This window comes from Vibrio anguillarum (assembly GCF_003390515.1).
Taxonomy (GTDB): Bacteria; Pseudomonadota; Gammaproteobacteria; order Enterobacterales; family Vibrionaceae; genus Vibrio; species Vibrio anguillarum.
On the sequence record NZ_CP031478.1, the window covers coordinates 999,105 to 1,025,312 of the forward strand.

At 45.2% G+C, this 26,208-nt stretch carries 22 protein-coding genes and 1 pseudogene; 11 read left to right on the forward strand and 12 right to left on the reverse strand.

Annotated features, from left to right (window positions below; all coding sequences use genetic code 11):
• Window positions 1–337: 337 nt before the first annotated feature.
• Window positions 338–1,576, reverse strand: coding sequence for a carbohydrate porin (locus DD616_RS04135; RefSeq protein ID WP_208871501.1), 1,239 nt, complete (start codon window positions 1,574–1,576; stop codon window positions 338–340).
• Between the two features lie 460 nt (window positions 1,577–2,036).
• Here DD616_RS04135 and DD616_RS04140 point away from each other — a divergent pair, with 460 nt between their 5' ends.
• From DD616_RS04140 to DD616_RS04150, 3 genes are all read left to right on the forward strand, one after another.
• The gene (locus DD616_RS04140) at window positions 2,037–3,371 is read left to right on the forward strand and encodes an MATE family efflux transporter (protein ID WP_208871502.1); all 1,335 of its coding nucleotides are present in this window, start codon (window positions 2,037–2,039) and stop codon (window positions 3,369–3,371) included.
• 99 nt (window positions 3,372–3,470) lie between these two features.
• Window positions 3,471–4,100 carry a hypothetical protein gene (locus DD616_RS04145; protein ID WP_017043842.1) on the forward strand — a complete coding sequence of 210 codons (630 nt, stop codon included), beginning with the start codon at window positions 3,471–3,473 and terminating at the stop codon, window positions 4,098–4,100.
• Window positions 4,078–4,815, forward strand: coding sequence for an oxygen-binding di-iron domain-containing protein (locus DD616_RS04150; RefSeq protein WP_013868161.1), 738 nt, complete (start codon window positions 4,078–4,080; stop codon window positions 4,813–4,815). The genes DD616_RS04145 and DD616_RS04150 overlap by 23 nt, the downstream gene beginning before the upstream one ends.
• Window positions 4,816–4,857: 42 nt before the next feature.
• Here the strand turns inward: DD616_RS04150 and DD616_RS04155 are convergent, their stop codons facing one another.
• The 3 genes from DD616_RS04155 to DD616_RS04165 all read right to left on the reverse strand — a co-directional run bounded on the left by DD616_RS04155 (window position 4,858) and on the right by DD616_RS04165 (window position 10,618).
• A complete protein-coding gene (locus DD616_RS04155) occupies window positions 4,858–6,102 on the reverse strand; it encodes an MDR family MFS transporter (protein WP_208871503.1) in 1,245 nt (414 codons plus the stop codon).
• A 256-nt stretch (window positions 6,103–6,358) separates the two neighbouring features.
• Window positions 6,359–7,987, reverse strand: coding sequence for a methyl-accepting chemotaxis protein (locus DD616_RS04160; protein WP_208871504.1), 1,629 nt, complete (start codon window positions 7,985–7,987; stop codon window positions 6,359–6,361).
• 270 nt (window positions 7,988–8,257) lie between these two features.
• Complete coding sequence (locus tag DD616_RS04165) at window positions 8,258–10,618, reverse strand: Lon protease family protein (protein WP_026027772.1); 2,361 nt, start codon at window positions 10,616–10,618, stop codon at window positions 8,258–8,260.
• Between the two features lie 209 nt (window positions 10,619–10,827).
• Here DD616_RS04165 and DD616_RS04170 point away from each other — a divergent pair, with 209 nt between their 5' ends.
• The 7 genes from DD616_RS04170 (at window position 10,828) to DD616_RS04200 (ending at window position 17,461) form a co-directional block, all read left to right on the forward strand.
• Window positions 10,828–11,340, forward strand: coding sequence for a hypothetical protein (locus DD616_RS04170; RefSeq protein WP_170894914.1), 513 nt, complete (start codon window positions 10,828–10,830; stop codon window positions 11,338–11,340).
• Between the two features lie 356 nt (window positions 11,341–11,696).
• Window positions 11,697–13,199, forward strand: a complete 1,503-nt coding sequence (zwf, locus tag DD616_RS04175; protein ID WP_026027771.1) for a glucose-6-phosphate dehydrogenase — start codon at window positions 11,697–11,699, stop codon at window positions 13,197–13,199.
• Window positions 13,196–13,912: a 6-phosphogluconolactonase gene (pgl, locus tag DD616_RS04180; protein WP_013868167.1), complete on the forward strand. Its 717-nt coding sequence runs from the start codon at window positions 13,196–13,198 to the stop codon at window positions 13,910–13,912. The genes zwf and pgl overlap by 4 nt, the downstream gene beginning before the upstream one ends.
• A 13-nt stretch (window positions 13,913–13,925) precedes the next feature.
• A complete protein-coding gene (gene gnd, locus DD616_RS04185) occupies window positions 13,926–15,374 on the forward strand; it encodes a decarboxylating NADP(+)-dependent phosphogluconate dehydrogenase (protein WP_017044907.1) in 1,449 nt (482 codons plus the stop codon).
• Window positions 15,375–15,507: 133 nt separating this feature from the next.
• The gene (locus DD616_RS04190; protein ID WP_017050239.1) at window positions 15,508–15,648 is read left to right on the forward strand and encodes a hypothetical protein; all 141 of its coding nucleotides are present in this window, start codon (window positions 15,508–15,510) and stop codon (window positions 15,646–15,648) included.
• A gap of 332 nt (window positions 15,649–15,980) precedes the next feature.
• On the forward strand, window positions 15,981–16,844 hold the full coding sequence (locus DD616_RS04195) for an MBL fold metallo-hydrolase (protein ID WP_208871505.1): 864 nt from the start codon (window positions 15,981–15,983) through the stop codon (window positions 16,842–16,844).
• Window positions 16,838–17,461 (forward strand): DsbA family protein, encoded by a 624-nt coding sequence (locus DD616_RS04200; protein ID WP_017043848.1) that lies wholly within the window; start codon window positions 16,838–16,840, stop codon window positions 17,459–17,461. Before DD616_RS04195 ends, DD616_RS04200 begins: the two co-directional genes overlap by 7 nt.
• A gap of 45 nt (window positions 17,462–17,506) precedes the next feature.
• On the opposite strand, the gene DD616_RS04205 is transcribed toward DD616_RS04200, so the two are convergent.
• From DD616_RS04205 to rbsD, 6 genes are all read right to left on the reverse strand, one after another.
• Complete coding sequence (locus DD616_RS04205; RefSeq protein ID WP_013868172.1) at window positions 17,507–18,514, reverse strand: substrate-binding domain-containing protein; 1,008 nt, start codon at window positions 18,512–18,514, stop codon at window positions 17,507–17,509.
• Between the two features lie 16 nt (window positions 18,515–18,530).
• Entirely contained in the window at window positions 18,531–19,451 is a 921-nt protein-coding gene (rbsK, locus tag DD616_RS04210) for a ribokinase (protein WP_026028869.1), read from the reverse strand.
• Window positions 19,452–19,628: 177 nt separating this feature from the next.
• A complete protein-coding gene (rbsB, locus tag DD616_RS04215) occupies window positions 19,629–20,507 on the reverse strand; it encodes a ribose ABC transporter substrate-binding protein RbsB (protein WP_010320543.1) in 879 nt (292 codons plus the stop codon).
• Between the two features lie 73 nt (window positions 20,508–20,580).
• Window positions 20,581–21,549, reverse strand: coding sequence for a ribose ABC transporter permease (gene rbsC, locus DD616_RS04220; protein WP_370685851.1), 969 nt, complete (start codon window positions 21,547–21,549; stop codon window positions 20,581–20,583).
• 11 nt (window positions 21,550–21,560) lie between these two features.
• Window positions 21,561–23,066, reverse strand: a complete 1,506-nt coding sequence (rbsA, locus tag DD616_RS04225) for a ribose ABC transporter ATP-binding protein RbsA (RefSeq protein ID WP_013868175.1) — start codon at window positions 23,064–23,066, stop codon at window positions 21,561–21,563.
• Between the two features lie 20 nt (window positions 23,067–23,086).
• The gene (gene rbsD / locus DD616_RS04230; RefSeq protein WP_013868176.1) at window positions 23,087–23,506 is read right to left on the reverse strand and encodes a D-ribose pyranase; all 420 of its coding nucleotides are present in this window, start codon (window positions 23,504–23,506) and stop codon (window positions 23,087–23,089) included.
• Window positions 23,507–23,812: 306 nt separating this feature from the next.
• On the opposite strand from rbsD, the gene DD616_RS04235 reads away from it, so the two are divergent.
• Window positions 23,813–24,073 (forward strand): DUF3012 domain-containing protein, encoded by a 261-nt coding sequence (locus tag DD616_RS04235; protein ID WP_017050233.1) that lies wholly within the window; start codon window positions 23,813–23,815, stop codon window positions 24,071–24,073.
• Between the two features lie 69 nt (window positions 24,074–24,142).
• Here the strand turns inward: DD616_RS04235 and DD616_RS04240 are convergent, their stop codons facing one another.
• Window positions 24,143–24,811 (reverse strand): hypothetical protein, encoded by a 669-nt coding sequence (locus DD616_RS04240; protein WP_208871507.1) that lies wholly within the window; start codon window positions 24,809–24,811, stop codon window positions 24,143–24,145.
• A gap of 79 nt (window positions 24,812–24,890) precedes the next feature.
• Window positions 24,891–26,208, reverse strand: a pseudogene (locus DD616_RS04245) (DUF5675 family protein); the annotation flags it as partial.

Below are 26,208 nucleotides of genomic sequence, written 5' to 3' on the forward strand. Positions count from 1 at the left end.
TCTCGCCTCACAACATTACTGACAAAACCAACAAGAAACCGCTTTCATGAGCTAGTATTCAAGATATCCCCTCGCTTTAGCGTGAGAGAAATCACATCGAACTAGGCACACAAATGACAATTATCTAAACATTGAAAGCCACAGCAGTTTCCCAGGCAGCCATGAAACTGTTTCATGGCAATCGGAAGAGAGAAAAAGATGATGGCCGATTACCGTAAATAAAAAAGGGCCACTAATGTGGCCCGAAAGCGTAAGTGTATCGCTGGAGGTTAAAAACCACGGCAGGCATCGAGCGAGCCGTGAAAAAAGAATGGACAGTTAATGATCAAATATGGGGTTACCACCACGCTTCCCACATCGCGCCAATCGTTACCGTATCTGGGTTACTTGCGGCTTTAAATAGGCCGTCTTTGTCGATCACAGTTTCGTTATCGGCATCACCCAAAGTGGCATAGAAACGGAGCATTGGTCGAGCGCCTGCACCTTTACCAAACGAAATGTTCTGCGATAGTGTCACTTTCCAAGAAGAGTTGGTGGCGTCGATGTTGTCAAAATCCACAACATCATAGCCAGCTTCTAACCACGTTGAGTTGGTCTCATCCCAAAAATACATCGGTCGAACCAACACGTTGTAGTTAGTACGGTCATACTGTTTGTATGCACCATCTTCGTAGGCTTGATAAGCCGCTAAGTATTCGATCGCCGCATTGTCTCCCAGCGCCTTACTCCCATCAAAGCTCACCAACAACGCTGATTGATTCTCCGTTTTCCAAAAAACACTGTCTTTGGCGTTATCAGCATAACGCACCACCAAACGGTCATCCCCAAACTTCAATTCACCCGCCACTTGAAACGCGTTGAGTTTTTTGGCCGTTGGATCCGAATTGTCATCAAAGCCGTAGTTAGCATAAATACTGAGATTGGTTGTATCAGAAAATTGAATGCCGTGGATTTTGGTGGTCAATGCGTAATTACCATCTGGATGATCGCTAGGAGAAGCCCCCGTTGCACTGACGACACTGGCGTCGAATTTAATGCCTCCTAGATTAAGGTTGTAGAAACCACCACCTTGCCCATCATGCGTCATCCAAAAATAGTCGTTCAAATTCGTTGAAATACGTTGGTGAAAGTCTCGACCAGCCCATACATAAAGTTCAGGTTGGCTTTCAAAAATGTTGGTTCCGCCAGCGTAAGCTTTAGGCACACCCACCTCATCACCCCAATGGTTGAACATCACCACCACATCCCAAATAGCACCGCTGTCACTGACGAATCCTTTACCAAATTGGAACTCACCACCGTTACCTTCGTTACCTAAACGGCCTGTTGAGTTACCGTTTAAACGACCATTGGTTTCAACCAGTTTGACATCGCTATTTTGGTAGGCTGCGCCATAGCGAGCATAACCAGAAAATACGATACCCGCAGGAACGTTTATATCTGGTGTCAGCACCAGTGGTTGTTGATCTTGATCCAACACCTCAGGATTTGGCATTGGATCATTGGCAAAAGAAGGAGCAGAAGAGAGTACGGCAGCCACAGCTAGGGATAGAGGTAGAAGCTTATAATTTTTCATGTTAAGTCCTATTAATCACTTGGTTTGTTTTTGTTCTGTGGTCAGTTTAAAAAATGAAACAAGTGAAAATTAGGTGTCGCTTCACAGCGCGCTCGACTGCTTTTGGCGATGAAACTGAGGAAGAGCGTTATTGTTATTTTTTATTAACACCATCAATACATTAAACGCAAATTGATTCACAAAACAGAAATGAAATCGGTTTCATTTCATAGAAATAGGACGAGTTCATCACGAGATTAACGCTCAAGTATTCACCAAATGGTTAGGATTTTATGAAATATTTCATCAATATGATGATTTTCATGTCATTGCACGGAACAACTCGATGGGGATGAACGTCGCTCTCTTCACGTATAGCTGTTAACATACTCAACGCACATAACGTACAAACTATTCTGAGCTTGTTTTTCACCGCAGAGGCCACATATTAAAACCTCTACCCATATAGTTGAGCCGAGCAATGTCAAACACCACCCCGTTATCTCCACCGTCACTCACGCGCCAACTCTTGCAAATGACTTGGCCGATGATGTTTGGTGTGCTGTCCCTCATGAGCTTCCAACTGGTCGATAGTGCGTTTATCGGCCAACTTGGCGTGTTACCCCTTGCCGCGCAAGGGTTTACATTACCCATTCAGATGATCATTATTGGCCTTCAGGTTGGGCTTGGCATTGCGACCACAGCGGTGATTGCTCGCGCATTGGGTGCGAACCAAATTCGCTACGCGAAGCAGCTTGGTGGGTTGGTCGTCGCTATTGGCAGCATTGGGGTTGCTCTGTTTTCAGTCATTATCTATTTACTGCGTCACCCTATCTTAGCGCTACTCAGCACTCCTGAATCTGTGTATCAGATCGTCGACAGCTACTGGATTTATTGGTTAATCAGTGCTTGGGTGGGTGCGGTGCTGTACTTTTTATACAGTCTGTGTCGAGCTAATGGTAATACCATGTTGCCGGGTACTATGATGATGGTCACCAGCATTTTAAACCTGATTTTAGACCCTATTTTTATCTTCACTTTTGATTTGGGTATTGAAGGTGCAGCGCTGGCGACCATTCTAGCCTTTGGGATTGGCGTATTCGTGGTTGCGCCCAAGGTGTCGAAAAGACACTGGATGTTGTTTGATTGGTCAGATTTGGATGTAGGGAAAAGTATTCGCTCTATCAGCCATATCATGGGGCCGGCCATGATAAGCCAGCTTCTTCCACCGCTTTCTTCGATGCTGGCAACCAAACTATTGGCCAGTTTCGGCACCGCAGCTGTCGCAGCCTGGGCGTTAGGATCTCGTTTTGAGTTTTTTGCGATGGTCGCAATATTGGCATTAACTATGTCGATGCCACCGATGGTGGGTCGTTTGCTTGGCGCAGGCCAATTACAAGACATTCGAAAATTGGTTCGTGTTGCGTGCCAATTTATTCTTGGGTTTCAGCTCATCATCGCCGTAGTGACCTATCTATTATCCGGCCACCTTGCAGCGCTGATGACCAGCGAACAAAGTGTCGAATCCATTTTGCACTGGCACTTAATGATCGTGCCAATCAGTTTAGGGCCGCTTGGTATCTGCATGTTAATGGTCTCGGTTTCTAATGCGTTGGCAAAATCATACACCGCCTTAACCATTTCCGCGCTGCGCCTGTTTGTGTTCTTCTTGCCCTGTTTATGGGTTGGCGCTCAAATAGCGGCGCTGCATGGCCTGTTTATCGGGGCGTTGGTCGGTAATATCCTCGCAGGCCTTGCCGCGTGGGCGATGTACCAACGTGCACTTCGGCAAGTTGAGCAGCAGAAAAACCATTGAGTTTGGGTAACACAGAGCCCAAACGAGCAATCTAGTCTCAAAAATATGAATCTGGTCTATAGTTAACACACGTTAAGTTGATGAATATTTTCGATAACTATGGACAACAAACCGGTTTTCGTAATTGCGGCGGAAGTGGCAGCAGAGCTAAACCAAAGCGTACTCATTGCAAAAAAATTACTGCTTGTCGCCAGCAATGCCAGAGCTCTGGCTCTGCGTGCGGGCGAAAGTGCCGCAGGTTTTCGGCCAATTACTGATTCGATTGACGATTTAGTCCGCGTCACGCTAGAGGCGTCGCACACCATCAACTTGAAGGCGCAGCGTATCAGCCAACTCGCAACTGCAAGGACTCGTGCACGCGCTGCGCTTGAACGTTTTGAAAATGTGTATATACAAGCGCATAACGCTCGGCATTTACACAGTTTGGATGTCGTACATCATCAAAACCAAGAGGAATATAGCAAACTCAGTCACAGTTTCTACTCTGAAGCTCAAAACCTGCACGAGTTATTGCAAACCTTATACGACAACCTGCGCATTGCACAAATCATCTCGATCATGCTGAGCGTGGAAGCCTCTCAAGCAGATGAGCGATATCAAGCCCAACTGCAAAGCATTGCGAATAACGTCGCTGAACTGGCAAAAGAAATTCAAGCTCACGTCATGCTATCGCTCAAAACATTCTCTCTCTTTTCTCAGGTGAACTATGCAATCAAAAATACTATTTGAACGCGGCCATCATCGCTGGGTGATGTTTGCTCGCGATCCAAACAAACCAGAAAAAATCATTGATACCAACCAATATATGATAGTCAATCGTGATCAAGCGATATTGCTAGACCCCGGTGGCATTGAACTGTTTTCGGCGATGCTCGGTTGCGTCGTGAAAGAAGTGCCGATTGAACATATCAAGCATCTTTTTGCCTCTCACCAAGATCCAGACATCATCTCTTCCCTCGGTTTATGGGATAAAGCACTGCCCAGTGCAACATTACATTCACCTTGGTTGTGGGAAGGGTTTATCCGCCATTTTGGTATGGAGTCAATTCAATTCTCCCCCATCAAAGATGAAGGTGGAAAAGTGTCCTTATCAGGTCACGACCTGCACTTTATCCCAGCACATTACATGCACTCTTCTGGTAACTTTTCGGTTTACGACCCTGATGCAAAAATATTGATGTCTGGCGATATTGGTGCCGCGCTCGACAGCCCTAACGCCTCTTTTTTTGTAGAAGATTTTCAAAGCCATATTCCAAAAATGACTTATTTTCATCAACGTTGGATGCCATCTAACCGCGCCAAAAGTGATTGGATTGAGCGAGTCAGCCAGCTAGATATTGAGATGATGTGTCCGCAACATGGCGCTATTTTTCGGGGCGATGATGTTCAACGATTTTTGGAATGGCTAGATAAGTTGGAAGTTGGCGTAGCGATAAAAAAATAGCGATGTTAAGGCTCTCGATGAGAGCCTTACAAAAAGAGCAAATTAAGCTTGAGTAATGGGTTCACGCTCGACCGTATCGGGCTGATGCTCTGCGACCCAGTAAAGCCAAATCATCACTAAGCACAGCACAAAGCAAAGGCCAAACAGCCAGTTTGAATTGAGGTATCCAATCACCGCCCCCCCAACCAGTGGCGCAATCGCAAAACCTAACGAATAAAGCGCGGCGGCACCAAAGTAAGAACCACGCAAATGGGCGGGAGCCATGCGGTCTATTTGTACGTTTAAGGTTGGAAAAGCAATGACTTCGCCCATACTCAAAACAAAGCAAGCAAGCGCCCAACCAATCGGTAAATCTGCGGGGGTAAACAGAAAGCCGAGTTGCGCAAGCCCCATCAATAACATACCGATCCGAGTTCGTACAAACAGCGGGACGTTTTCCAACCACTTCAGCATTGGAAATTGGAAGATGATAATGGTCATGGTATTTACCAGCACTAACCCTGCGACAATTTGCGCTGCATCGGCGGCACTGGTGCGTACAATCACTTGTGGAATAGACGATTCTACCTGCCCATAGATGAACATCATGATGAAGTTCGCCACCATCAACTTCACAAAAATATTATCTTTACTGATCACTCTTAGCGTCGAAGAAAAATTAGGCAAACCAGAGCGATCGGGTTTGGTGTAGCGCCCTTTACGTTCAATACCGAGCAGCAGCCAGAAACCAAACAATAAATACGTGCCGCCAGTAAAGAAAAAGAGAGTTTGTGGATGAGAAAGCCCAAACGTAATCCCAAGCAGTGGCCCAATGGCACCACCTAGATTGAGTAGGAAATAGCGGATGTTAAGCGCCAGCTCGCGATCTTTCAAATTCGGCAAGTTATCACCAATCACTGCTTTGCCCGGCGCTTCAATCATTGGTCGCATTAAACCAGTAAGGACGATAAGCACGTAAAACTGCCAGATTTGATCAGCCACACCAATGCCACTGTAGGCAAATGCAGCCATCACACTGCCAAGAACCATCACCCACTTGCGACCAAATTTGTCGGAAAGATACCCTGAATACAGCCCAGTAATTGCTCCTACAACAGCAGAGGTCGCCAGCATTCCACCCACTTCAATCGGCGATGCACCATAATCTTGGTAAAGAAACACGATCAAAAATGGCCATGCCATGAAAAAACTGGTACGAACAATCAATGTTCCGGTTAATACCGTCCACACTGAAAAATTAAACCTTTTTACCCTTTCTAAACGAAATAAGCTTTCCTCTTTCGCCATAAAAACACTCCTTACTTTCAGCCACTTGACCATGCGTTCACACGATGAACATCACATTTCTAGTTCTTATTGGGTCAATATATGAAGATAATGTTAATAAAGATAGTGTTTTTTATACGAGGGAGATCGAATCATAAAAACAAACAGATAAACCCAAAAAACCTAGTTATTTCGGATGGTTAGATATTCTTTGATTCATAAAAAAACCGCATAACCTTTCGAGTTATGCGGTTGAGACTAGGAAATAGTAGTCGATTTATAGTTTGAAGAAGGCGAGCTGCGCTTTTTGCTTCTCGGCCAATTGTGACAGTTCGGCACTGGCACTGGCGCTCTGGCTGATACCCGTTACGTTTTGATTTACAAGCTCAGACATATTAACCACGTTACGGTTAATATCTTGCGTGACTTGCGACTGCTCTTCTGCCGCAGTCGCCACTTGGGTATTTGAATCATTGATGTCTGAAACCGATTCCGTGATCCCAACGAGTGCATCATTTGCTCGTTGCGTTAGCTCACCGTTACGCGCAAGCATCTCAATGCTGGTTTGCATACTATCGTTTGCAAGAATCGATTGGCTTTGCAGCTCTTCAATGATAACTCGAATCTCTTTAGTTGAACTCTCAGTACGTGCAGCAAGCATGCGAACTTCATCAGCCACGACCGCAAAACCACGACCAGTCTCACCTGCACGTGCCGCTTCAATAGCCGCATTCAGTGCCAATAAGTTGGTTTGTTCAGAGACACCTCGGATCACTTCAACGACATCGTTGATCTGCTCTGATTGCTCTTTTAGACGCAGAACTACGCTCGCAGCATGATTCAGCGCTTCTGACATTTGTAAGCTCGCTTGGGCGCTCTCTTTAAAAATAGCTAAGCCTGATTTAGCAAGTTCATCCGCTTCGCGAGCGGTTGAATCAGCGACCGTTGCGTTATCACTCACGTTGTTTGCTGTGCTCGCAAGTTCATTCACCGCCGAAGCAACTTGTTCAATTTCACTCAACTCTTGTTGTGCATTTGACTCTGCTTGCGTCATCACCGCAGCCAGCTCGGTTGAAGCTGACGCCACTTCTTCACTAATACGGTTTAAATGATCTACCGTAGCATGTAACTGAGAGGTAGTCGTATTGACATCTTTACCCAACTTTGAGATTTCATTCTCGCCATCCGCATCAGCGCGAATGGTTAAGTTCCCCTGCGCTAATTCACGCATTACAGCTTGTAACTTCTGAATCGGGGCCACAATCATATTTGAAAGGATCCAAGCCATCGCAAGAGAGAGCGAAAGTACAGACAGAACAGTGACCATAGCCGTGTTCATAACACGAATGTTGTCTTTGTCGCTTTGAGCCAATGACTGCATCGCTTGTTGGTTCACTTGCTGCGAAAGATCATTTATCGCATTGACCATTTGCTCACCACTTTGACGAAATTGCGCAATAAATGCTGTGTATTCAGCTTCAGAGGCCATCCCTTGATCGCGACGGTTAAAAAATTCCACCATTTTCGTCGACATATCAACGTAATGTCCGATGCTTTTATGAACTACCTCAACATCGCTCCGATAAAGCTCATCTTGTCGCATTTTGCTCAAATTGCGCTCTACTTCTTCCAGGCCATTTTTTAACTCAGCTAAGAATGTAGCGCGACGAGCGGGATCATAAATAGCGTATACCGCACTAATACGCAGCGGATAAACGGTATCGTCCACACTGGCAAGAGCATCTTTATATTCAACGAGCCGATCAGTACTGTTCGACACTTTGATTTGTTCATTTTGGAGATTACTTTTGGTTATCCACAATGCAATAAGTAAAGCGAAAGTGGTTAACAAAACGGGTAATAAAACTTGTACGCGAATTGACAAATTTTTCAGTGAAAAATGCATTTAAAAGCCTCGATTAAAATAACATTCGCATCCATGCCTTGGGACTAATCCCACGGACTAAACAAGAGCAAACAATAGACAAAATTCACATTTTTGTCCATGAAATAATATAATGCAATTCATATAGTTATGAGCATATAGTCGTCAACACAATGACTAGATACCAATAAGACAATATAAGTTAAATTATGATGATTTATGAAGAAAAATGACCACTTGCTAGGTGGTCATTGAGGTGGTTAGTACTGAAGAATTTATTCTTCGATAAGGCTATTTTCTAAGCGCATTCAGTTTGGCTTGTGCTAAACCGAAGATGGTATCAACCGGGTAGCTGCCATCTTCTGTTGCTTCGCCTGCGGGTTTGCCAGTAAAGAGCTCAACCGCTTCAGTGACATGTTCAATAGCCCAGATATTGAACTCCCCTTTCTCGACCGCTTTAACAACGTCAGCGCGTAGCATCAGATTGTGCATGTTTGAACGAGGAATGATGACACCTTGCTGGCTGGTTCGCCCTTTGATTGCACACACATCAAAGAAACCTTCAATTTTCTCATTCACACCGCCAATCGGCTGCGACTCACCAAATTGGTTCATCGAACCTGTGATCGCAATATCTTGGCGATTAGGCCGTTTAGAAAACGCAGACACAATCGCACAGAATTCGGCCATGCTGGCACTATCACCATCCACACCACCGTATGATTGCTCAAATGTGATGGTCGTGGTGAGTGGTACGCGCGCCGTACGGCCAAATACCGAAGAGAGATACGCGGATAAAATCATCACACCTTTAGAGTGGATACTGCCACCCAGATCGACACTGCGCTCGATATCGATAATGTCACCATCGCCATAGGAAGTGGTGGCGGTAATACGGTTTGGCGCACCAAACATATGATCGCTGGTGCTCAATACCGACAGCGCATTCACCTGCCCGACCGCCATGCCTTGCGTTTGGATTAGCGTTGTACCGTTAACATACGACTCCATCACACTGTCTTGCAGGCGGCTCACACGCATCTCTTGGTTGCTGAGCGCCTCTTCGACATGATTCTGGCGGATCATGTTTGAATTCGCCTGCTTCGCCACATAGTTAGATTCGCGTAGCAAATTGGCAATATGCGCCGAATGAAGTGACAGTTTGCCTTGATCGCCCGTTGTACGTGAACTGTGTTCAATGATGCGTGCAATCGCTTTACGGTCGCAATGCAGCATATTGTTGTCGTGCACTATGCTCGAAATAAAACGCGCGTAATGTAGCTCGGTATCGGGCGTACGTTTCATTTCATCTTCAAAATCGGCCGTTACTCGAAACAATTCGCTAAATTCAGGATCGTAATGAGTCAGCAGCTGATAGGTGTGGTAATCACCAAATAGGATGATTTTCACATTTAGCGGGATAGGCTCTGGGTCAAGTGAAACCGTCCCTGTTAGCGTGACCTCTTTTTCCAAAGAGGTAAAACTCATTTGACGTGAACGCAGAGCACGCTTTAAACCGTCCCAAACATAGGGCTGTTCAAGCACTTTCACCGCATCCATCAACAGCACACCACCATTGGCTTTATGTAAACTACCCGCTCGAATCAACGAAAAATCGGTAAATACTGTGCCTTTAAAAGTCGCCGTTTCGATATAACCAAATAGAGAGTGGTAGTTCGGGTTCTCTTCCACCACGATCGGTAGCTTGTCTGAAGGCTGGCTGACCAGCACATTGACTTTGTAGCGACGCGGCAGACGCTTATCTAAAGAAGCTGTCGCGACTTCGCCTTGCTCACTGTCTTCATCTAAGAAAATGTCTGCATTATCGACGATGTCTTTTTGTAACTCCGTGAGATACGTTTTGATGTCTGGGTAGCCAGAATAATCTTGCTTAAGCTGCTTAATAAAGTGGGTAATGACGCCAAGCGTTACTTCATCATTGAGCTTTTTGATCTTCTCACTGTAGGAGTCTTCCCATTCTGTCAGTTGACGTACCATATTGCGTAGGCTGATTTCTAGCTCATCAATGGTATGGCTAAAGTGCTCTTGCTCTTTTTTAGACAAGGCGTCAAAGGACTCTTCGGTGTGCATCTCTTCACCGTTCATCGCAACAAATTGATAATCGCCTTGAGTGGTGATGGTTAAGCTAATGCCTTTATCTTTGGCTTCTTTACTGATGCTATCCAATTCACTTTGCTGTTTTTGTGCCATCTGATTTTTCAGTTTATCGGCACGAGCAAAGTAAATCTCGTTATCAAAAGCTAACGGGATCGCATTGACCAACTTATTCATTAACTTTTCAATGTCTTGCTTGAGTTTAACCCCAATACCCGAAGGTAACTTCAGCACTTTTGGGGTTCGAATATCGCTGAAATTGGCCACATAACACCAATCAAACAACGCATCGACATCATGCTGATGGCGGTTTAAATAGCGCAAAATCATCGTACGTTTGCCCAACCCATTACGGCCAATAGCGTAGATGTTGTAACCCTTCTCTTTGATCGACATTGCAAATTCGACCGCTTTTTGCGCCCGTTCTTGCCCCACAATCTCATCAACTGGGTCTAACTCCTTAGTTGATTTACAAGGGAGTTTTTCTAACTGGGCAACGTGGTAGAGCTGCTCTGCATTCAATCGTTGAATCGCCATCACTCCGCTCCTTAGCTTTTGGATTCTTGTTGTAGTTTGACCTAAGTGTAGAAGCAATTCATTTATATTTTAGCGAGTTACACCTTATTCGCGTTTAACCGAACAAATAATAAACAATCGCCACACTTAAAATTGCAAATAACAATTATTTGCAATTGATAATAAATTGCATTTAAATAAGTGAACGCCGTCATTCTGGAGAATTGAGTATGGACTTACAACAGTGCTGGACAAGCTATCTCAAGGCTGAACAACTATTAGCGCAGGGGCATTGGCCACAAGCACACTGTTTGTTTGAAGATGTACTGCATCATATACCAAGCCATATTCAATCAGCGCTAAACTGCGAACATACAAAACCTTGCCAGTTGGTGTGCTTGATCTCTGGGCTATGTGATGCTGCTGTTTCTCAATCTGAAATTTTCAACCACTTGGGCCAGCATAAACAAGCCTTTGATGTCTTAAATCAATCTTATGCTCTGCTGCAGTTTACTGCGATTGAGCCCAACGCCTTGGTTAACCGCCTTGCCAACGTACTCACCAAACAAAGCGATGACTTGCTCAAACATATGGGTGCTTTTTGTTCAGCGCAGCGCAGTGCGACTTGGATGTTGGAGTTCGAACACGTACAAAAAGCGCACCACTATTTCAACCAACTCAAACGTTATAACCAAGTACAGGCTCAAGTTCCGTCGTCAAACTGTCATTGTTCAACTGAATAATCACCATAGAGTTACCATTCCGGATAAGACTGACCACCTAGCATCATTCACAGCCGCTATAAGTAACGTGCTGTGGTCAGGGGATGAGACTTAGGCAGAACGTAACCTCTCACCCTGAAAATGTGTCGAGATGGCATGAGAATTTAATCGATTGCGTTATCAATAGTTGATGTATGTCAAATTGTCGTAGACAATACGCACCCGAGTCTAGGGGCGATCCCTAGACTGCGTTCTGCACTTTTGGAGGAGCGCATTGGTTTTAACTATCGACATTATAGTTAGAGCCTATTTTCTATTTTTGCATGACGCTGCTACCGTTGGCGCATGCTAAATACCTCGTTTTTAAGGGAAAGATGATGGTAATACCTGAAAACAGCAGTATTGTGATTTTTGGTGCTTCAGGCGACTTAACCTATCGCAAGCTTATACCTGCTCTGTATCACTTGTTCGCCAGTGATCAACTGCCGAAATCCTTTGCTATTCTGGGTGTCAGCCGAACCCAATACAGCGATGAGTCATACCGTGAAAAATTAAAGCGCTCTCTTCAGGAAATGGAAAAGACCGTCCCAGATATTCTCGACGCCTTTTGCGAGCACTTGCATTATCAAGCGATCAATACTTCAGATGTTGCAGAATACGCGCAGCTCGCCACGCGTCTTGACTCTTTGGCTGAGCAATACCAATTCACGCAACGCAACACTCTGTTCTATCTCGCGACGCCGCCGAGCCTTTATGGCGTCATCCCGGCCAATCTCGCAGCGCATGGATTAAATAGCGAAGCGCAAGGTTGGAAGCGTTTGATCATCGAAAAACCGTTTGGTTATGACCTCGCATCGGCTCAAAGCCTTGATATCGAAATTCATCGCCATTTCCAAGAACACCAGATCTACCGTATCGACCATTATTTAGGCAAAGAGACGGTACAAAACCTGTTGGTTTTCCGTTTTGCTAACGGGATGTTCGAACCTTTGTGGAACCGCAATTTCATTGACTATGTCGAAATTACAGGCGCAGAATTTTTGGGCGTCGAAGAACGCGGTGGCTATTACGACGGTTCTGGTGCGGTGCGTGATATGTTCCAAAACCATTTACTGCAAGTGTTAGCTATGGTTAGCATGGAACCACCAGCCGCCATTAATGCCGATTCAATTCGTAACGAAGTCAATAAAGTGCTGCAAAGCCTGCAACCGCTCTCTGATGATGACCTACGCCACAACCTCGTACTGGGGCAATATACGGAATCGGAAGTTCGTGGCCAGTTTTTACCCAGTTACCGTGATGAACATGGTGTGGCAGCAGATTCGCGCACTGAAACCTATGTCGGTTTGAAAATGTTTATCAATAACTGGCGCTGGAATGGTGTGCCATTTTATGTGCGTTCAGGTAAACGTTTACCAACGCGCGTCACCGAAGTGGTCATTCACTTTAAGCGTACGCCACACCCTGTTTTTGGACAAAATGCCCCTGAAAACAAGCTCATCATCCGCATTCAGCCCGATGAAGGCATTCAAATGAGCTTTGGTTTGAAGGAGCCGGGTGCGGGCTTTAAAGCCAAAGAAGTCTCTATGAACTTCCATTACACATCACTGGAAGAAACCAAGATGTTGACCGCTTATGAACGGCTCCTTTTGGATGCGCTCAACGGTGATGCAACTTTATTTGCGCGTACCGATGCCGTAGAAGCGTGTTGGAAGTTCGTGCAACCTATTTTGGATTTTAAACAAGACCCTCAATCGCTGTTTGGCTATGCCTGTGGCACGTGGGGACCAAAAGAGTCCGATTTGCTGCTACACAATGATGGCCGCGCGTGGCGCTTCCCGTGTAAAAACTTGACCGATACGGATTACTGCGAATTATGATCAATCATAAAATTTTTCAAACCCCAGAACAGGTGGTTGAAACGCTCGCCAATGAAATGCAACGCTATAGCGAGCAAGGTCAGCCAGTTCATATCTCCCTTTCCGGTGGCAGCACACCCAAAATGCTGTTCAAATTATTGGCCAGTGAACCTTATGCACAGGCGATTGCATGGCAAAACCTGCATTTCTGGTGGGGTGATGAACGCTGTGTCGCTCCTGACGATGCCGAAAGCAACTTTGGTGAAGCCAATACACTGCTGTTTAGCCAAGTGAACATTCCACCTCAAAATATTCACCGTATTCGCGGCGAAGATGATCCACAAACCGAAGCTAAGCGCTTTGCCGATGAGATGGCAAAAGTCATTCCATCCGTCAACGGTACTCCTGTTTTTGATTGGATTTTGCTCGGTGTTGGCGCAGATGGCCATACGGCATCCCTGTTCCCTAATGTGACCGACTACGAGGATGAGAATTTATCTTTAGTGGCAACGCATCCGGAATCAGGCCAACTTCGTGTCTCTAAAACAGCGAAAGTGTTGGAAGCTGCAAAACGCATTAGTTACCTCGTTCTTGGCTCAGGTAAAGCCGAGATCGTACACGAAATTCACACCACGAAAGCCGAGGATCTTCCTTATCCGGCTGCCAAAGTTAAATCAACAACTGGCGAAACAGAGTGGTTTTTAGATTCAGATGCCGCAACAAAGATTGCGTGAAGGAGAGAAATAAATGAAAGGTGATATCGGTGTAATCGGCCTAGCAGTGATGGGCCAAAACCTTATCCTAAATATGAACGACCACGGTTTTAAAGTGGTAGCTCACAACCGTACCGCGGCAAAAGTCGATGAGTTCCTAGCAGGTCCAGCGAAAGACACCAATATTGTTGGTGCTTATTCACTGCAAGAGTTAGTCGATAAACTGGCGACACCTCGCAAAGTGATGCTGATGGTGCGTGCGGGCCAAGTCGTGGATGATTTCATCGACCAACTGGTTCCGCTACTCGATAAAGGTGACATCATTATCGACGGTGGTAACACGAACTTCCCAGACACCAACCGCCGTGTTGCAGCACTGCGTGAAAAAGGTATTCACTTTATCGGTACAGGCGTTTCTGGCGGCGAAGAAGGGGCACGTTTTGGCCCATCTATCATGCCAGGTGGCGCACCTGAAGCTTGGGAAGCCGTGAAGCCAATTTTCCAAGGTATCTCAGCAAAAACCGAAGCTGGTGAACCTTGCTGTGATTGGGTGGGTAACGACGGCGCGGGCCACTTCGTTAAAATGGTACACAACGGTATCGAATATGGCGACATGCAGCTAATTACCGAAGCTTATCAGTTTATGAAAGACGGCTTGGGTTTAAACCATGATGAAATGCAAAAAGTGTTTGCTGATTGGAATAAGACCGAGCTCGATAGCTACCTAGTGGAAATCACCGCTGATATCTTAGGCTACAAAGACGAAGATGGTGAAGCTCTGGTTGAGAAAATCCTCGATACTGCTGGCCAAAAAGGCACAGGGAAATGGACGGGCATTAACGCACTCGATATGGGTATTCCGCTGACGCTGATCACTGAGTCAGTTTTCTCTCGTTGCCTTTCAGCATTGAAAGATCAGCGCGTTGCTGCCGAAGCGCTGTTTGGTAAGAGCAATATGCAGATCGAAGGTGATAAACAAGAGTGGGTTGACGCACTTCGTCAAGCGCTACTTGCGTCTAAGATCATCTCTTACGCACAAGGCTTTATGCTAATGCGCCAAGCGTCTAACGAGAATGGTTGGAATCTTAACTACGGTAACGTGGCATTGATGTGGCGTGGTGGTTGTATCATCCGCTCCGCATTCCTGAGCAACATTCGTGATGCGTTCGAAGCTAACCCAGAAATCGCCTTCTTAGGTTCAGATGCCTACTTCAAGGGCATTTTGGATAACTGCCTAGCGGCTTGGCGTAAAGTAGCGGCCAAATCAATGGAAGTCGGCATTCCAATGCCATGTATGACCTCCGCGCTCACTTTCTTAGATGGCTACACTACCGCTCGCTTACCGGCTAATTTACTGCAAGCCCAACGTGATTACTTTGGTGCTCACACTTATGAGCGTACTGACCGTCCACGTGGTGAATTCTTCCACACAAACTGGACTGGTACAGGCGGAAATACGGCGTCTACCACTTACGACGTATAAAAAATTCGGCTTACGATGAAAAAAGGACTAGCTAAGCCCCTTCATCTACGCCTATAATTTGACCGTCATGGAGGATGTTAACTAGGTTAACATCCTCTATTTTTTTGTTTCCAAAACTACATGAGATCCAAAGATGACCATCAATAAGTTCTATGTACTTGTCCCACAGGCTGTGGAAGAAGACACTCATAGGGAAAATGAAGTTCAATCTGCTATGGAAGCTCAACGTCAGGCATTAGTGCAACAAGCGCAGAAACAAGGCGCAGTAGCATAATCCATAAGCAGAGTGTGGCAACACGCTCTGCTTATCACTCCTCTCTACCTCACCTATAGTCATATCGTTTGCCAATCATGATTCATGAAATACTCTTTCTGACATTCAATCAAAGCTTGTACTGCTAGCGATAAACCTCTGCCATTTAACTGTAGCTATAGCACGAACGCGTTAAGCGAATTCTATATCCAAAAACTCTCGTTTGTTGGTTAATTTATTCCTCATTAGTTCAAATTAAGAAACAATGATGTTGGTTATTCGCTATATATCCGAACCAATCTAATTCGTATGATAGCTCCCGAACCGATAACATACTCTTTGGATAAATAATCATGAAAACACTGACTCTATTTACAGCAACCACACTCATCAGCAGCACCGCGTTTGCAGCACAACAACCTTTGACACTTGACGTCTACAATGCAGGTGGCAATAGCTTCCATGTCAACTCCACTTTGGTTTATGGCGAAACAGAAGCGATGGTGGTTGACACTGGCTTTACTAAAGCCGACGCACTCCGTATTGCAGCAAAAGTACTCGACTCTGGCAAAAACTTAACCACGATTTTTATTAGCCAAGCTGACCCTGATTACTACTTTGGCGCTGAAGTACTGCATGACATGTTTCCACAAGCGGAAGTGCTGACGACTCCTGGCGTACGTGCAACGATTGCAGAAAAACTCGAAGGTAAACTGGCATTTTGGGCTCCAAAAATGGGGGCAAATGCCCCTGTAAAACCGATACTACCAACAGCTTATAATGGCAAAACCTTAACCATTGATGGGCAAACTATTGAAATTCGCGATGCGGATGGAGCATTAGCGCATCGTCCTTATTTATGGATACCAGCCAATAAAGCGATTTTAGGTAACGTCGCGGTATACGGAAATGTTCATTTATGGATGGCCGATGCACAAAGTGATGCGAGCCGCCAAGCTTGGGCGCAACAACTTGATCAAATGAAAGCACTCAAACCAAACGTAGTGATCCCGGGGCATATGACTTCTGGAACAGCGCTTGATGCTTCTTCAATTGAATTTGCACAACAATATCTTATGGATTTTGCTAAAGCCAAAGCAAACAGCAAAGACAGCGCTCAGTTAATTCAAACCATGCAAAACCTTTACCCTAATGCTGGCCTACCAATGGCTTTAGAAATTGGTGCCAAAGTTCACATGGGTGAGATGAAATGGTAAACGTCCACTATATTTTCGACCCAATGTGTGGCTGGTGTTACGGAGCAACCTCTCTGATTCAGCAGTTGAATGAAATGAGCGGAGTAAAACTGCACCTTCATCCGGGTGGAATGATCGAGCGATCGCCTCTTTCAGATGGTTTTCGCCAACATGTACTGCAAGCTGATCAGCGCATTGCTCAGCAAACAGGAGCCGTATTTGGGGAAGGTTACATCGCCAAAATCAAAAGTGGCGAAACCGTGATATTGGACTCATACGTTACTGCTCAAGCCATTATTGCAGCGCAATTACTCGGTGTATCGCCAAGTGTTATGCTCAAAAGCATTCAACAAGCGCACTACCAGCAAGGTTTGCCTGTGGCCGATACTGACACATTGGCACTGTTAGCCCAATCGCTTGACCTAGAGCCAAATCAATGGGAACAAGCGATGGAGCAAGCCAAAGCTCAGTTACCAGAGCAGTTAGAGCAGACGCAAAGCTTAATGGCGCAATATCAGCTTTCTGGTTTTCCCTCGATTGTGTATGAAGCAGAGGGGCAATGGCGAACCGTATCTGTTAGCCATTTCTATAATCGACCGCAGCAATGGGCTGATTTCTGGAAAAATATGACTCAGTAATTAGTGCCTCATCCCTCTCTTGACTAAAGAGAGGGATTTTTCCATCTACTTGTTCATCATTTTGATGCTTTTACGCACCACTAAAGTCGGCTCTAATTGGACAATTTGCGGTTCGAGCGCTTCGTTTTCTAAACGGGCAAGTAAGGTGTCAACTGCTGCTTTACCTAAACGATATTTGGGTTGATGAATAGTGGTTAGAGCTGGCGACATAAAACGGGCGATGTGAATATCGTCATACCCCATCAGCGAAAGATCTTCAGGAATGCGGATCCCTTTTTCATTAGCTGCATTAATCACACCCATTGCCATCATGTCATTAGAGACAAAAATCGCACTCGGCAATGGCCCTTTAGCTAACATTTTATTGAACGCTTCGTAGCCACCTTCACATTCAAAATCGGATTCCACAATCCAATTGGGATAAATGTCCAAACCTGCTTCCAAGACAGCGCGCTTATAGCCTTCATAACGCATTTGAGCTTGATGTCGAATCAATGGCCCGGTAATGCAACCGATTTCTTTATGACCGCACTCAATCAAATAGTTCGCCGCAATATAACCACCACGTAAAGAGTTATCTTGTATTTTATCGCTAGGAAAGAGCATTGGGCCCCAATCCATCACCACGACAGGGATATCTGGGTAGCGTTCAAAAACGTCAATCCGCTCACCTTCTAAGGTGGAACACATCAAAAGTAAGCCATCAACGCGCTTTTGCAGCAGCGTGTTGATAGAGGCTTGCATTCGCTGGCTATCCCCTTCGGTATTACACAAAATAAGGTTATAACCTTTGTGGTAGCAACTGCGCTCTACCCCTTTGACCACTTCGCCAAAAAAAGGGTTCGTCGAAGTGGTCACTAACATACCAATGGTGCGCGTTCGGTTCATTTTGAGACTGCGAGCCAATGCTGACGGGGCATAGTTCAGATCTTGCGCGGCTTTATTGACACGCTCAGCAATTTCATCGCTCACATAGCGAGATTTATTAATGACATGGCTGACGGTAGACGTGGATACGCCGGCTAATCTTGCAATATCTTTCATTGTCGCCATGTCTGTTTTTCCTATTCTATTGATGCTGAGCGAGAAACGCGTCCACTTCTACTCGGGTGGGTATTGAGGTTTGCGCGCCAAAACGGGTAACAGAAATGGCTGCCGCAGCATGCGCAAATTTAATGGCTGATTCTAAAGGCATATCTTCCAACAAACCCGTGACCAAAGCACCGTTAAACGTATCACCTGCCGCAGTGGTGTCTGTCACATCGACTTTAAAACCAGCAATCAGTTGACCACGCCCATTTTGGCTTAGCCAAACGCCTTTTGCACCTAAGGTGATCAAGACGATTTCAATCCCTTTTTTATGCAGTTCATTGGCCGCTAATTGCGCCGAGTGATCATCATCAACCGTGATCCCCGTTAAGCGCTGCGCTTCCGTTTCGTTTGGTGTGATCACATCGACACATTCTAGCAGAGTATCAGGCAGATCTCTGGCAGGCGCTGGGTTTAAAATCACATTGGTACGATTTTGTTTGGCGATTTGCGCAGCTTTAATAATGCCATCGATTGGCGTCTCTAATTGCATCAATAAATATTTGGCCGCACCAATGGCGGCTAAATCCGGTTCAATGGCATCAGCCGTCAGCTTGTCATTCGCCTCTGCCGAAATACAGATGCTGTTTTCTCCGCTGTCCGAGACTTGGATCATCGCAATGCCCGTCGGACAATTGGGCTGCATTTTAACTCCCGCAATGTTGATACCATCGAGCTTAAAATTCTCACGAATATTGATACCGAATGCGTCGTCACCCACGCAGGCAATAAAACCGATGTCCGCTTTTAATCGCGCGGCCGCTACAGCTTGGTTGGCCCCTTTACCACCGGGAATAACTTGATAATGACGACCATGCAGCGTCTCGCCCGGGCGAGGAAATGAAGGCACTTGCAAAACATGGTCAGCGTTAACACTACCTAATACCACTAACTGATTCATAATTTGTCCTTTGTTCATGAGTGAACATGTTTGAAATAGAGCTGGAGAGGTTTGGCTTTTGTGGCTTCACCTGAAAAAACAAACCTATCGAGCCTGATTACTGGTTATTAATGGCTGAGGGGTTATAGAGAAGAGGTAGCTCTCTACGAGCCAGTAAAGAGCTACCTACAGCAAAGATTATTTGCTGATGATTTTTAGAGGAACCGGAATGTACTCATCCACTTGTTCGCCTTTTAGCATTTTATCGGCCGTTTCAATGCCAAGTGCACCGATCATGTCTGGTTGCTGAGCAACAGTCGCAGCAAGTTGGCCGCGTTCTACCGCCGCGATACCATCGTCGGTACCATCAAAACCGATGATCATCACCTCTTTACCTGATGCTTGAACGGCGCGAAGTGCACCCAATGCCATTTCATCATTTTGGGCAAATACGGCTTGAACATCTGGGTTTGCCGCTAGCAGATTTTCCATTACATTCAAACCTTTAGTACGGTCAAAATCAGCAGGCTGGCTAGCAAGCAGTTCCATTTCACTGCCTTTCACCGCGTTCATGAAACCTTCTCCACGCTCACGAGCGGCCGATGTGCCGGCAATCCCTTCCAGTTGAATGACTTTGGCTTTTGCACCGATTTTTTCGACGATAAAGTGACCGGCCATTTCACCACCGACTACGTTATCAGAAGCGATGTGGCTCACAACATCACCACGGCTTGCACCGCGATCCAGTGTCAACACTGGCACTTTAGCGCGGTTGGCCATACGAATGGCGTTAGAGACGGCATCAGAATCGGTTGGGTTGATCAAAATCGCTTTAACGCCACGAACGGTTAAGTCTTCTACGTTTGATAGCTCTTTGCTTGGATCATTTTGTGAATCCAAGACGATCAGGTTGTAGCCTAGCTCTTTTGCTTTCGCTTCTGCGCCATCTTTCATGGTGACAAAAAATGGGTTGTTCAGAGTGGATAGTACAATCGCCATGGTGTCTTGCGCATGCGCAGCCACAGAGACAGTGGTGGAAAGTAGAGCAGCAGAGATTAAAGTTGCAAGTTTTTTCATCTTTATAGTCCTTTTTGTAGGGGCCGTTTTAAAGCTAATATGGCTCGCTTTAAAACGGAGGTTTTCTATCGTGTTACTTATTTTTGTTATCCACGAGTACCGCGAGCAAAATAACCACGGCTTTCGCAATCATTTGGTAGTAAGAAGAGACATCAAGCAGGTTCAGCGCGTTATTAAGAAAGCCGATGATCAGCGCCCCAATTAACGTGCCCATAATGCGTCCTTTACCACCCATCAAGCTGGTACCACCAAGTACGACGGCAGCGATGGCATCCAGTTCATAACCCATACCAGCAGTCGGTTGCGCAGAAGAGAGGCGAGACGTGACGATGATGCCAGCCAGCGCAGCCAATAGACCACAGATGGCGTACACACCAATTTTCACGCGATCCACATTAATACCTGACAATCGAGTCGCAGACTCATTGCCACCTAGCGCGTAAACATAGCGGCCAAAACGTGTATGGTTGAGTAAGTACCAAACCGCAGCAAAAACCACCATCATCATCCACACCGGAACGGGAATACCCAACGCGTAACCTGTACCAAACCAAGCAAAAGCATCTGCAGTATCGGTAAAACCTGTCGAAATTGGACGCCCATCGGTATAAACCATGGTCACACCACGCAGTAAGGTCATAGTGACTAAGGTGGCAATAAACGCCTGCACTTTACCTTTGGCGATAATGATGCCGCTAATCGCACCCAGTGCCGCGCCAGCAAGTAACGCTGTAGGGACTGCGATAATGACAGGAATCTCAAGACCAATCATGGTTGCAGCAAAAGCGCCGCACAACGCCAGTACCGAGCCAACACTCAAATCGATACCTGCCGTTAGAATAACCAAGGTCATCCCCACAGCGATAATGGCGTTGACTGAGGTTTGGCGCAAAATGTTCAGTATGTTGTCAACCGTGAAGAAATTGGGGTTTAAAAAAGAGACAACGACCACTAAAAAAAGCAAAGCAATCAGTGATTTTTGCTCAATGAGCCACTCTTTACTGATCCATTTTCTGCGGTTAGTTTGGGTTGAATTACTCATGCTGTTACTGCTCATGCTGCTTCCTCATTGATCTTTTTGCCTACCGCACAGGCGAGTAGAATCTCTTGGTTGGCTTGTTTGGCACTGAATTCGCCGCTGATTCGACCTTCATGCATCACCAAAATTCGGTCACTCATCCCTAGCACTTCTGGCATCTCTGACGAAACCAAAATAATACTCATCCCTTCGGCTTTAAATTGGTTAATCAATTGGTAAATCTCTTTTTTGGCTCCCACGTCAACACCGCGTGTGGGTTCATCCAAAATCAAGACTTTAGGGCGTGTCATCAACCCTTTGGCAATCGCTACTTTTTGCTGATTGCCACCGGATAAATTGCCAATGATTTGATCACGAGATGGCGTTTTGATGTTGAATAGGCGAATGAAATCTTCCACTGCGATGACTTCATCACTGTGTTGAATCTGTACGCCTTTGCTAAATTTATTCAACGCACACAGTGACATGTTCTCTTTCACCGACAGGCCAAGAACCAAACCGTCCCCTTTGCGATCTTCTGAAATATACGCGATACCGTTTGCAAGGCCATCTTGTGGGCTGACTGGGTTGATGGTTTTGTTCTCAAGGTTAATCACGCCTCGCTCACTGGGCAGCGCGCCGTAAATCACTTTCATTAATTCAGTGCGCCCTGCGCCCATCAAACCCGAGACACCGAGGATTTCACCTCGTTTGAGCGTAAAATTAATGTCATGCACACCTGAGCCCGTAAGGCCTATCACTTCAAGACAAGTGTCGCCGTGCTTTACCTCAATACGTGGGTACTGTTCTTCTAATTTCCGGCCGACCATCATCTCAATCAGGCCATCTTCATTGGTGTCAGACACTTTGCACTGGCCAATGAATTTGCCATCACGTAACACAGTAATGTCGTCACAAATTTCAAAAATTTCTTTCAACCGATGTGAGATATAAACAATGCCGCAACCTTGTTCACGCAGCTCGTTAATCACATTAAATAACGATTCAGTTTCGGTATCCGTCAGCGCATCCGTCGGCTCATCCATGATGATCACTTTCGACTCAAATGAGAGCGCTTTTGCAATCTCAACCATCTGTTGCTCACCAAGGCTTAAGTCACCCAACAAGGTCTTGGAGCTGTGTTTAACATTTAAGCGAGCCAGTAGTTTGTCGGCTGCTTGGTACATTTCATTCCATAAAATTCGCCCCATCGCACCGGTTATCTCTCTACCCAGAAAAATGTTTTCAGCAATGGTTAATTCCGGAATCAAATTCAACTCTTGGTGAATAATGCTGATGCCCGCTTGTTGTGAATCTCGTGGGCCTTTAAAGGCGGCTGGTTTTCCTTGGTAAGTGATAGAACCCGCATCCAATGAATAGATACCCGTCAACACTTTCATTAAAGTTGATTTACCCGCGCCGTTTTCGCCCATCAACGCCATCACGCGGCCGGGGTAAACATTGAGGCTAGCTTTATCGAGCGCTTTCACGCCGGGGAACGCTTTTTCAATCTCACTGAGCGCTAAAATTGCTTGAGTCATAGTGGATCCTCAATCGCGGCTTAAAACACGACGCCTGCTTGAAAAATAACATTCGCATACGGCGTACATTCGCCTGTTCTTACCACGGCGCGGCTACGCATAGTGCGCTCTTTAAAATCTTGATGAGAGAGGTAAGTGACAGCAATCGCTTTCTCGCACAACTCCTCTTCCGCTTTCAGCTCAGCAAGCAGCGCTTTGTGATGCTCAGGGCTTACTTGTGCAAACTCTTCAGCAATGATCACACCTTCAATTTGAGATTCAGAAAGAATCACGCGGACCGTGTCAATAAAACCGGGAATACCGTGAGTTAATGCTAAATCAATACGCTGCACTTCATCAGGAATGGGCAAACCTGCATCACAAATTGTGATTTCGTCGGTATGCCCTAAAGTAGCCACCAAGTAAGAGAGTTCTGAGTTTAATAGGGTACTTTTTTTCATTGTTATACCTTCACGTTAGGCTTTATGTTTCGCTTTTTGACACCTTTCTATCACTCTTGAATCGTTCAAGAAAATCTCATCGAAACGTTTCGATGAATCCTAGCGTAGCAAAAATAATTTGCACGATGCGAAAATAGGTAATGTGATTTTGATCGTTGATTAGTGAGCTGAGGAGTAAAAAAGAGTGAGGACCATCACTGAGTGATTTATCATTAGATGCCCATTTTTAGCATAGGATTAACACTGAGACCGTGATTTTCGGTATAGTCACTCCGAACAAAAATCGCATCCATTTGGAACTCAAACATGAAAAAAATAGCCTTGGTATTGTTTACTGCATTCTCACTCGCCGCCTGCTCAGAAGTGGGCAGCGAAGCATGGTGTCAAGATATGAAAGAGAAACCAAAAGGCGAATGGAACGCCGGGCAGGCGGTGGATTATGCAAAGCACTGTGTCTTCCAATCACAAATTGGCAGCGACGCGTGGTGTGAAGATATGAAAGACAAGCCAAAAGGTGATTGGACAGCGAATGAGGCTGGCGACTTCGCTAAGCATTGTATTTTTTAGGATTGGTTTCAATAGACTGCCTAGCATTTACTAGGCAGTCTATTTACATAATAATTAAAACAATAGTAATCATTTTTCGAGCGAGTTTTTATATGCTTTAGTAGCTGAATCAAGTACTCTTTTAGATATATATTGATTATTATTAAGATAATGGGGTAACTCTTTATCAGGATATCTGCCATCAAAGAAAAAGAACCAAAAACTATCTAAGTCTCTCTGACTTAGATCATCCAAAAAATTAAACGACTCACTCTGATTCTCTTTTATAAAATCTCTCAAGTAATATTGATACAAACCCACATTATCTAACTGCCAAAAGCCATTTACACCTATAGACAAGATTTGATAAATATTGTCATCATTACCTCCAAGTTTAAAAAAATGGCTAATAATATCTGGTGATTTTTCATTCTCAGCTAAGAATCCGCTGTGCTTTTCAACATCGAAATAGCTACTAACTTGATAGCCAAAAATATCCACAAAACGGTCAAAGTTTTTAGGAAAACAATCAATGAATAATCTATTATTTTTTATAAGATCAATATTATTTTCAATCTTTACATAAGTTTCTAACAAACAGCTTGAATCATATGAAGCACCATAAGGCTTAAACCATTTGCTATTTGGATCAATCGATTGAGCACCTTGAACGCTTAACGAAATAACTAATAAACACCATCCTAATATCTTGGTTCTCATTTTATTCCTCATAATTAGAGCTAATAATGATTTTTGCATTTTCAACTCCATTGGCGTTAACAATGTTGATAATTTCTTCTAATGCAATTCTACTGTTTCCAACAAAATTTTTACCTTTTGTTTTTCCAGGCAACAAACAACCCTCCGTATCTCTTGCTGTATTCCCTGAATGGATAAGGATTGCTCTTGATCTTGAAACAGAATCATTAGACAGCTTTAAAACACCTTTAAACCTACTCCCATAATGTAACTCAAGAGCGTATTCCCCTTCAGGAACTCTTTGTTCTTTTCCGGCTTCCGTTGTATCTGGACCTTTTTCTTCAAGTATGTAACCTTTAACATCTGTTCCTTCAATAAAGTACTCTCCGATAGTAGATTCAGATGTTTGCCACTTCCGTGTAAGCTTAATTACTGTAGTTTTAATAACCACACCATAAACCCATCCATCGACCAGCGCTTCATCTAAACCTAACAATGTCCCTTGGCCAACAATACCATCAACGGGGCCAATGCTGTATGACGGATGCGTTTGATGGCTGGGTTGATAACTTTTTTGGAACTGTTCGATGGCCGTTTTGGTTTTATTACCGAAATCACCATCGGCTTGCAAATCAAATTTCATTTTGATTAACGCTTGCTGAATCAAGCTCACTTCTTCGCCATTGTTGCCTTTTCTGAAAGCGCTGGCTTGTTTCTTCGCTAACTTTTCCAGCTCTTCTGAAGGTTTCAACACATCCGATTGTAGCAGTGATGCTTTATCTTCGTTTTGTGCATCCTCTTTTGGGCTCTCTTCCTGAGCGCTCTTTTCTGCCGCCTTAGATTCTGACTGCTTTTGTGGTGATGCAGATGATTTCTGCGCAACGGATTGTACTGCGGCAGCCTCAAAATGAGTGATCACATTCGCTTGGCCGCTTTGCATGGTCGCGCTAATAGCACTCGCTTGTAATTCGGCCGGAGCTTTCATATCAAGTAGTGGGGTTGCCAACATGGCGGATTGCCCACCATAAGCACTACCGCTGCCCGCACTTCCGCCAGCATTGAGGTTAATCGCAGGACCAACGATGTGCACGCCACCGGCATCCACTTTGACAAAGCTGCCACCCGCTTTTAAAGTCACTTCAGCCCCAGCTTCTACAACGATTTTAGCTCCCACTTTAAGGCTGATTTCGCGCCCTGTTTCTATCGCGGTCAGTTTGGCCACTTTATGCTGTAATGACCCGCTAATCTCTACACTGCTATCTTTGGTTATGTTATCGCGGCTTTCGCCCTCCACCGTGAGGTGGTTATGTTTAACGTGCGTGAATTGGTCGTTATCCACCGTGAGGTGCTGGTCGTGCTTGATGTGCGCCGTGGCGTCATTGAGCACCAAAGCATCTAAGTCTTTTTGCGCGTGTAGGTAGATTTTCTCTTGCGCCGCTTGGTCTTCAAAACTCAGC

Coding starts and splice junctions, on each gene's coding strand:
- DD616_RS04135 (WP_208871501.1), bottom strand. CDS start 1,576: ATGAAAAATTATAAGCTTCTACCTCTATCCCTAGCTGTGGCTGCCGTA.
- DD616_RS04140 (WP_208871502.1), top strand. CDS start 2,037: ATGTCAAACACCACCCCGTTATCTCCACCGTCACTCACGCGCCAACTC.
- DD616_RS04145 (WP_017043842.1), top strand. CDS start 3,471: ATGGACAACAAACCGGTTTTCGTAATTGCGGCGGAAGTGGCAGCAGAG.
- DD616_RS04150 (WP_013868161.1), top strand. CDS start 4,078: ATGCAATCAAAAATACTATTTGAACGCGGCCATCATCGCTGGGTGATG.
- DD616_RS04155 (WP_208871503.1), bottom strand. CDS start 6,102: ATGGCGAAAGAGGAAAGCTTATTTCGTTTAGAAAGGGTAAAAAGGTTT.
- DD616_RS04160 (WP_208871504.1), bottom strand. CDS start 7,987: ATGCATTTTTCACTGAAAAATTTGTCAATTCGCGTACAAGTTTTATTA.
- DD616_RS04165 (WP_026027772.1), bottom strand. CDS start 10,618: ATGGCGATTCAACGATTGAATGCAGAGCAGCTCTACCACGTTGCCCAG.
- DD616_RS04170 (WP_170894914.1), top strand. CDS start 10,828: ATGGACTTACAACAGTGCTGGACAAGCTATCTCAAGGCTGAACAACTA.
- zwf (WP_026027771.1), top strand. CDS start 11,697: ATGGTAATACCTGAAAACAGCAGTATTGTGATTTTTGGTGCTTCAGGC.
- pgl (WP_013868167.1), top strand. CDS start 13,196: ATGATCAATCATAAAATTTTTCAAACCCCAGAACAGGTGGTTGAAACG.
- gnd (WP_017044907.1), top strand. CDS start 13,926: ATGAAAGGTGATATCGGTGTAATCGGCCTAGCAGTGATGGGCCAAAAC.
- DD616_RS04190 (WP_017050239.1), top strand. CDS start 15,508: ATGACCATCAATAAGTTCTATGTACTTGTCCCACAGGCTGTGGAAGAA.
- DD616_RS04195 (WP_208871505.1), top strand. CDS start 15,981: ATGAAAACACTGACTCTATTTACAGCAACCACACTCATCAGCAGCACC.
- DD616_RS04200 (WP_017043848.1), top strand. CDS start 16,838: ATGGTAAACGTCCACTATATTTTCGACCCAATGTGTGGCTGGTGTTAC.
- DD616_RS04205 (WP_013868172.1), bottom strand. CDS start 18,514: ATGGCGACAATGAAAGATATTGCAAGATTAGCCGGCGTATCCACGTCT.
- rbsK (WP_026028869.1), bottom strand. CDS start 19,451: ATGAATCAGTTAGTGGTATTAGGTAGTGTTAACGCTGACCATGTTTTG.
- rbsB (WP_010320543.1), bottom strand. CDS start 20,507: ATGAAAAAACTTGCAACTTTAATCTCTGCTGCTCTACTTTCCACCACT.
- rbsC (WP_370685851.1), bottom strand. CDS start 21,549: ATGAGTAATTCAACCCAAACTAACCGCAGAAAATGGATCAGTAAAGAG.
- rbsA (WP_013868175.1), bottom strand. CDS start 23,066: ATGACTCAAGCAATTTTAGCGCTCAGTGAGATTGAAAAAGCGTTCCCC.
- rbsD (WP_013868176.1), bottom strand. CDS start 23,506: ATGAAAAAAAGTACCCTATTAAACTCAGAACTCTCTTACTTGGTGGCT.
- DD616_RS04235 (WP_017050233.1), top strand. CDS start 23,813: ATGAAAAAAATAGCCTTGGTATTGTTTACTGCATTCTCACTCGCCGCC.
- DD616_RS04240 (WP_208871507.1), bottom strand. CDS start 24,811: ATGCAAAAATCATTATTAGCTCTAATTATGAGGAATAAAATGAGAACC.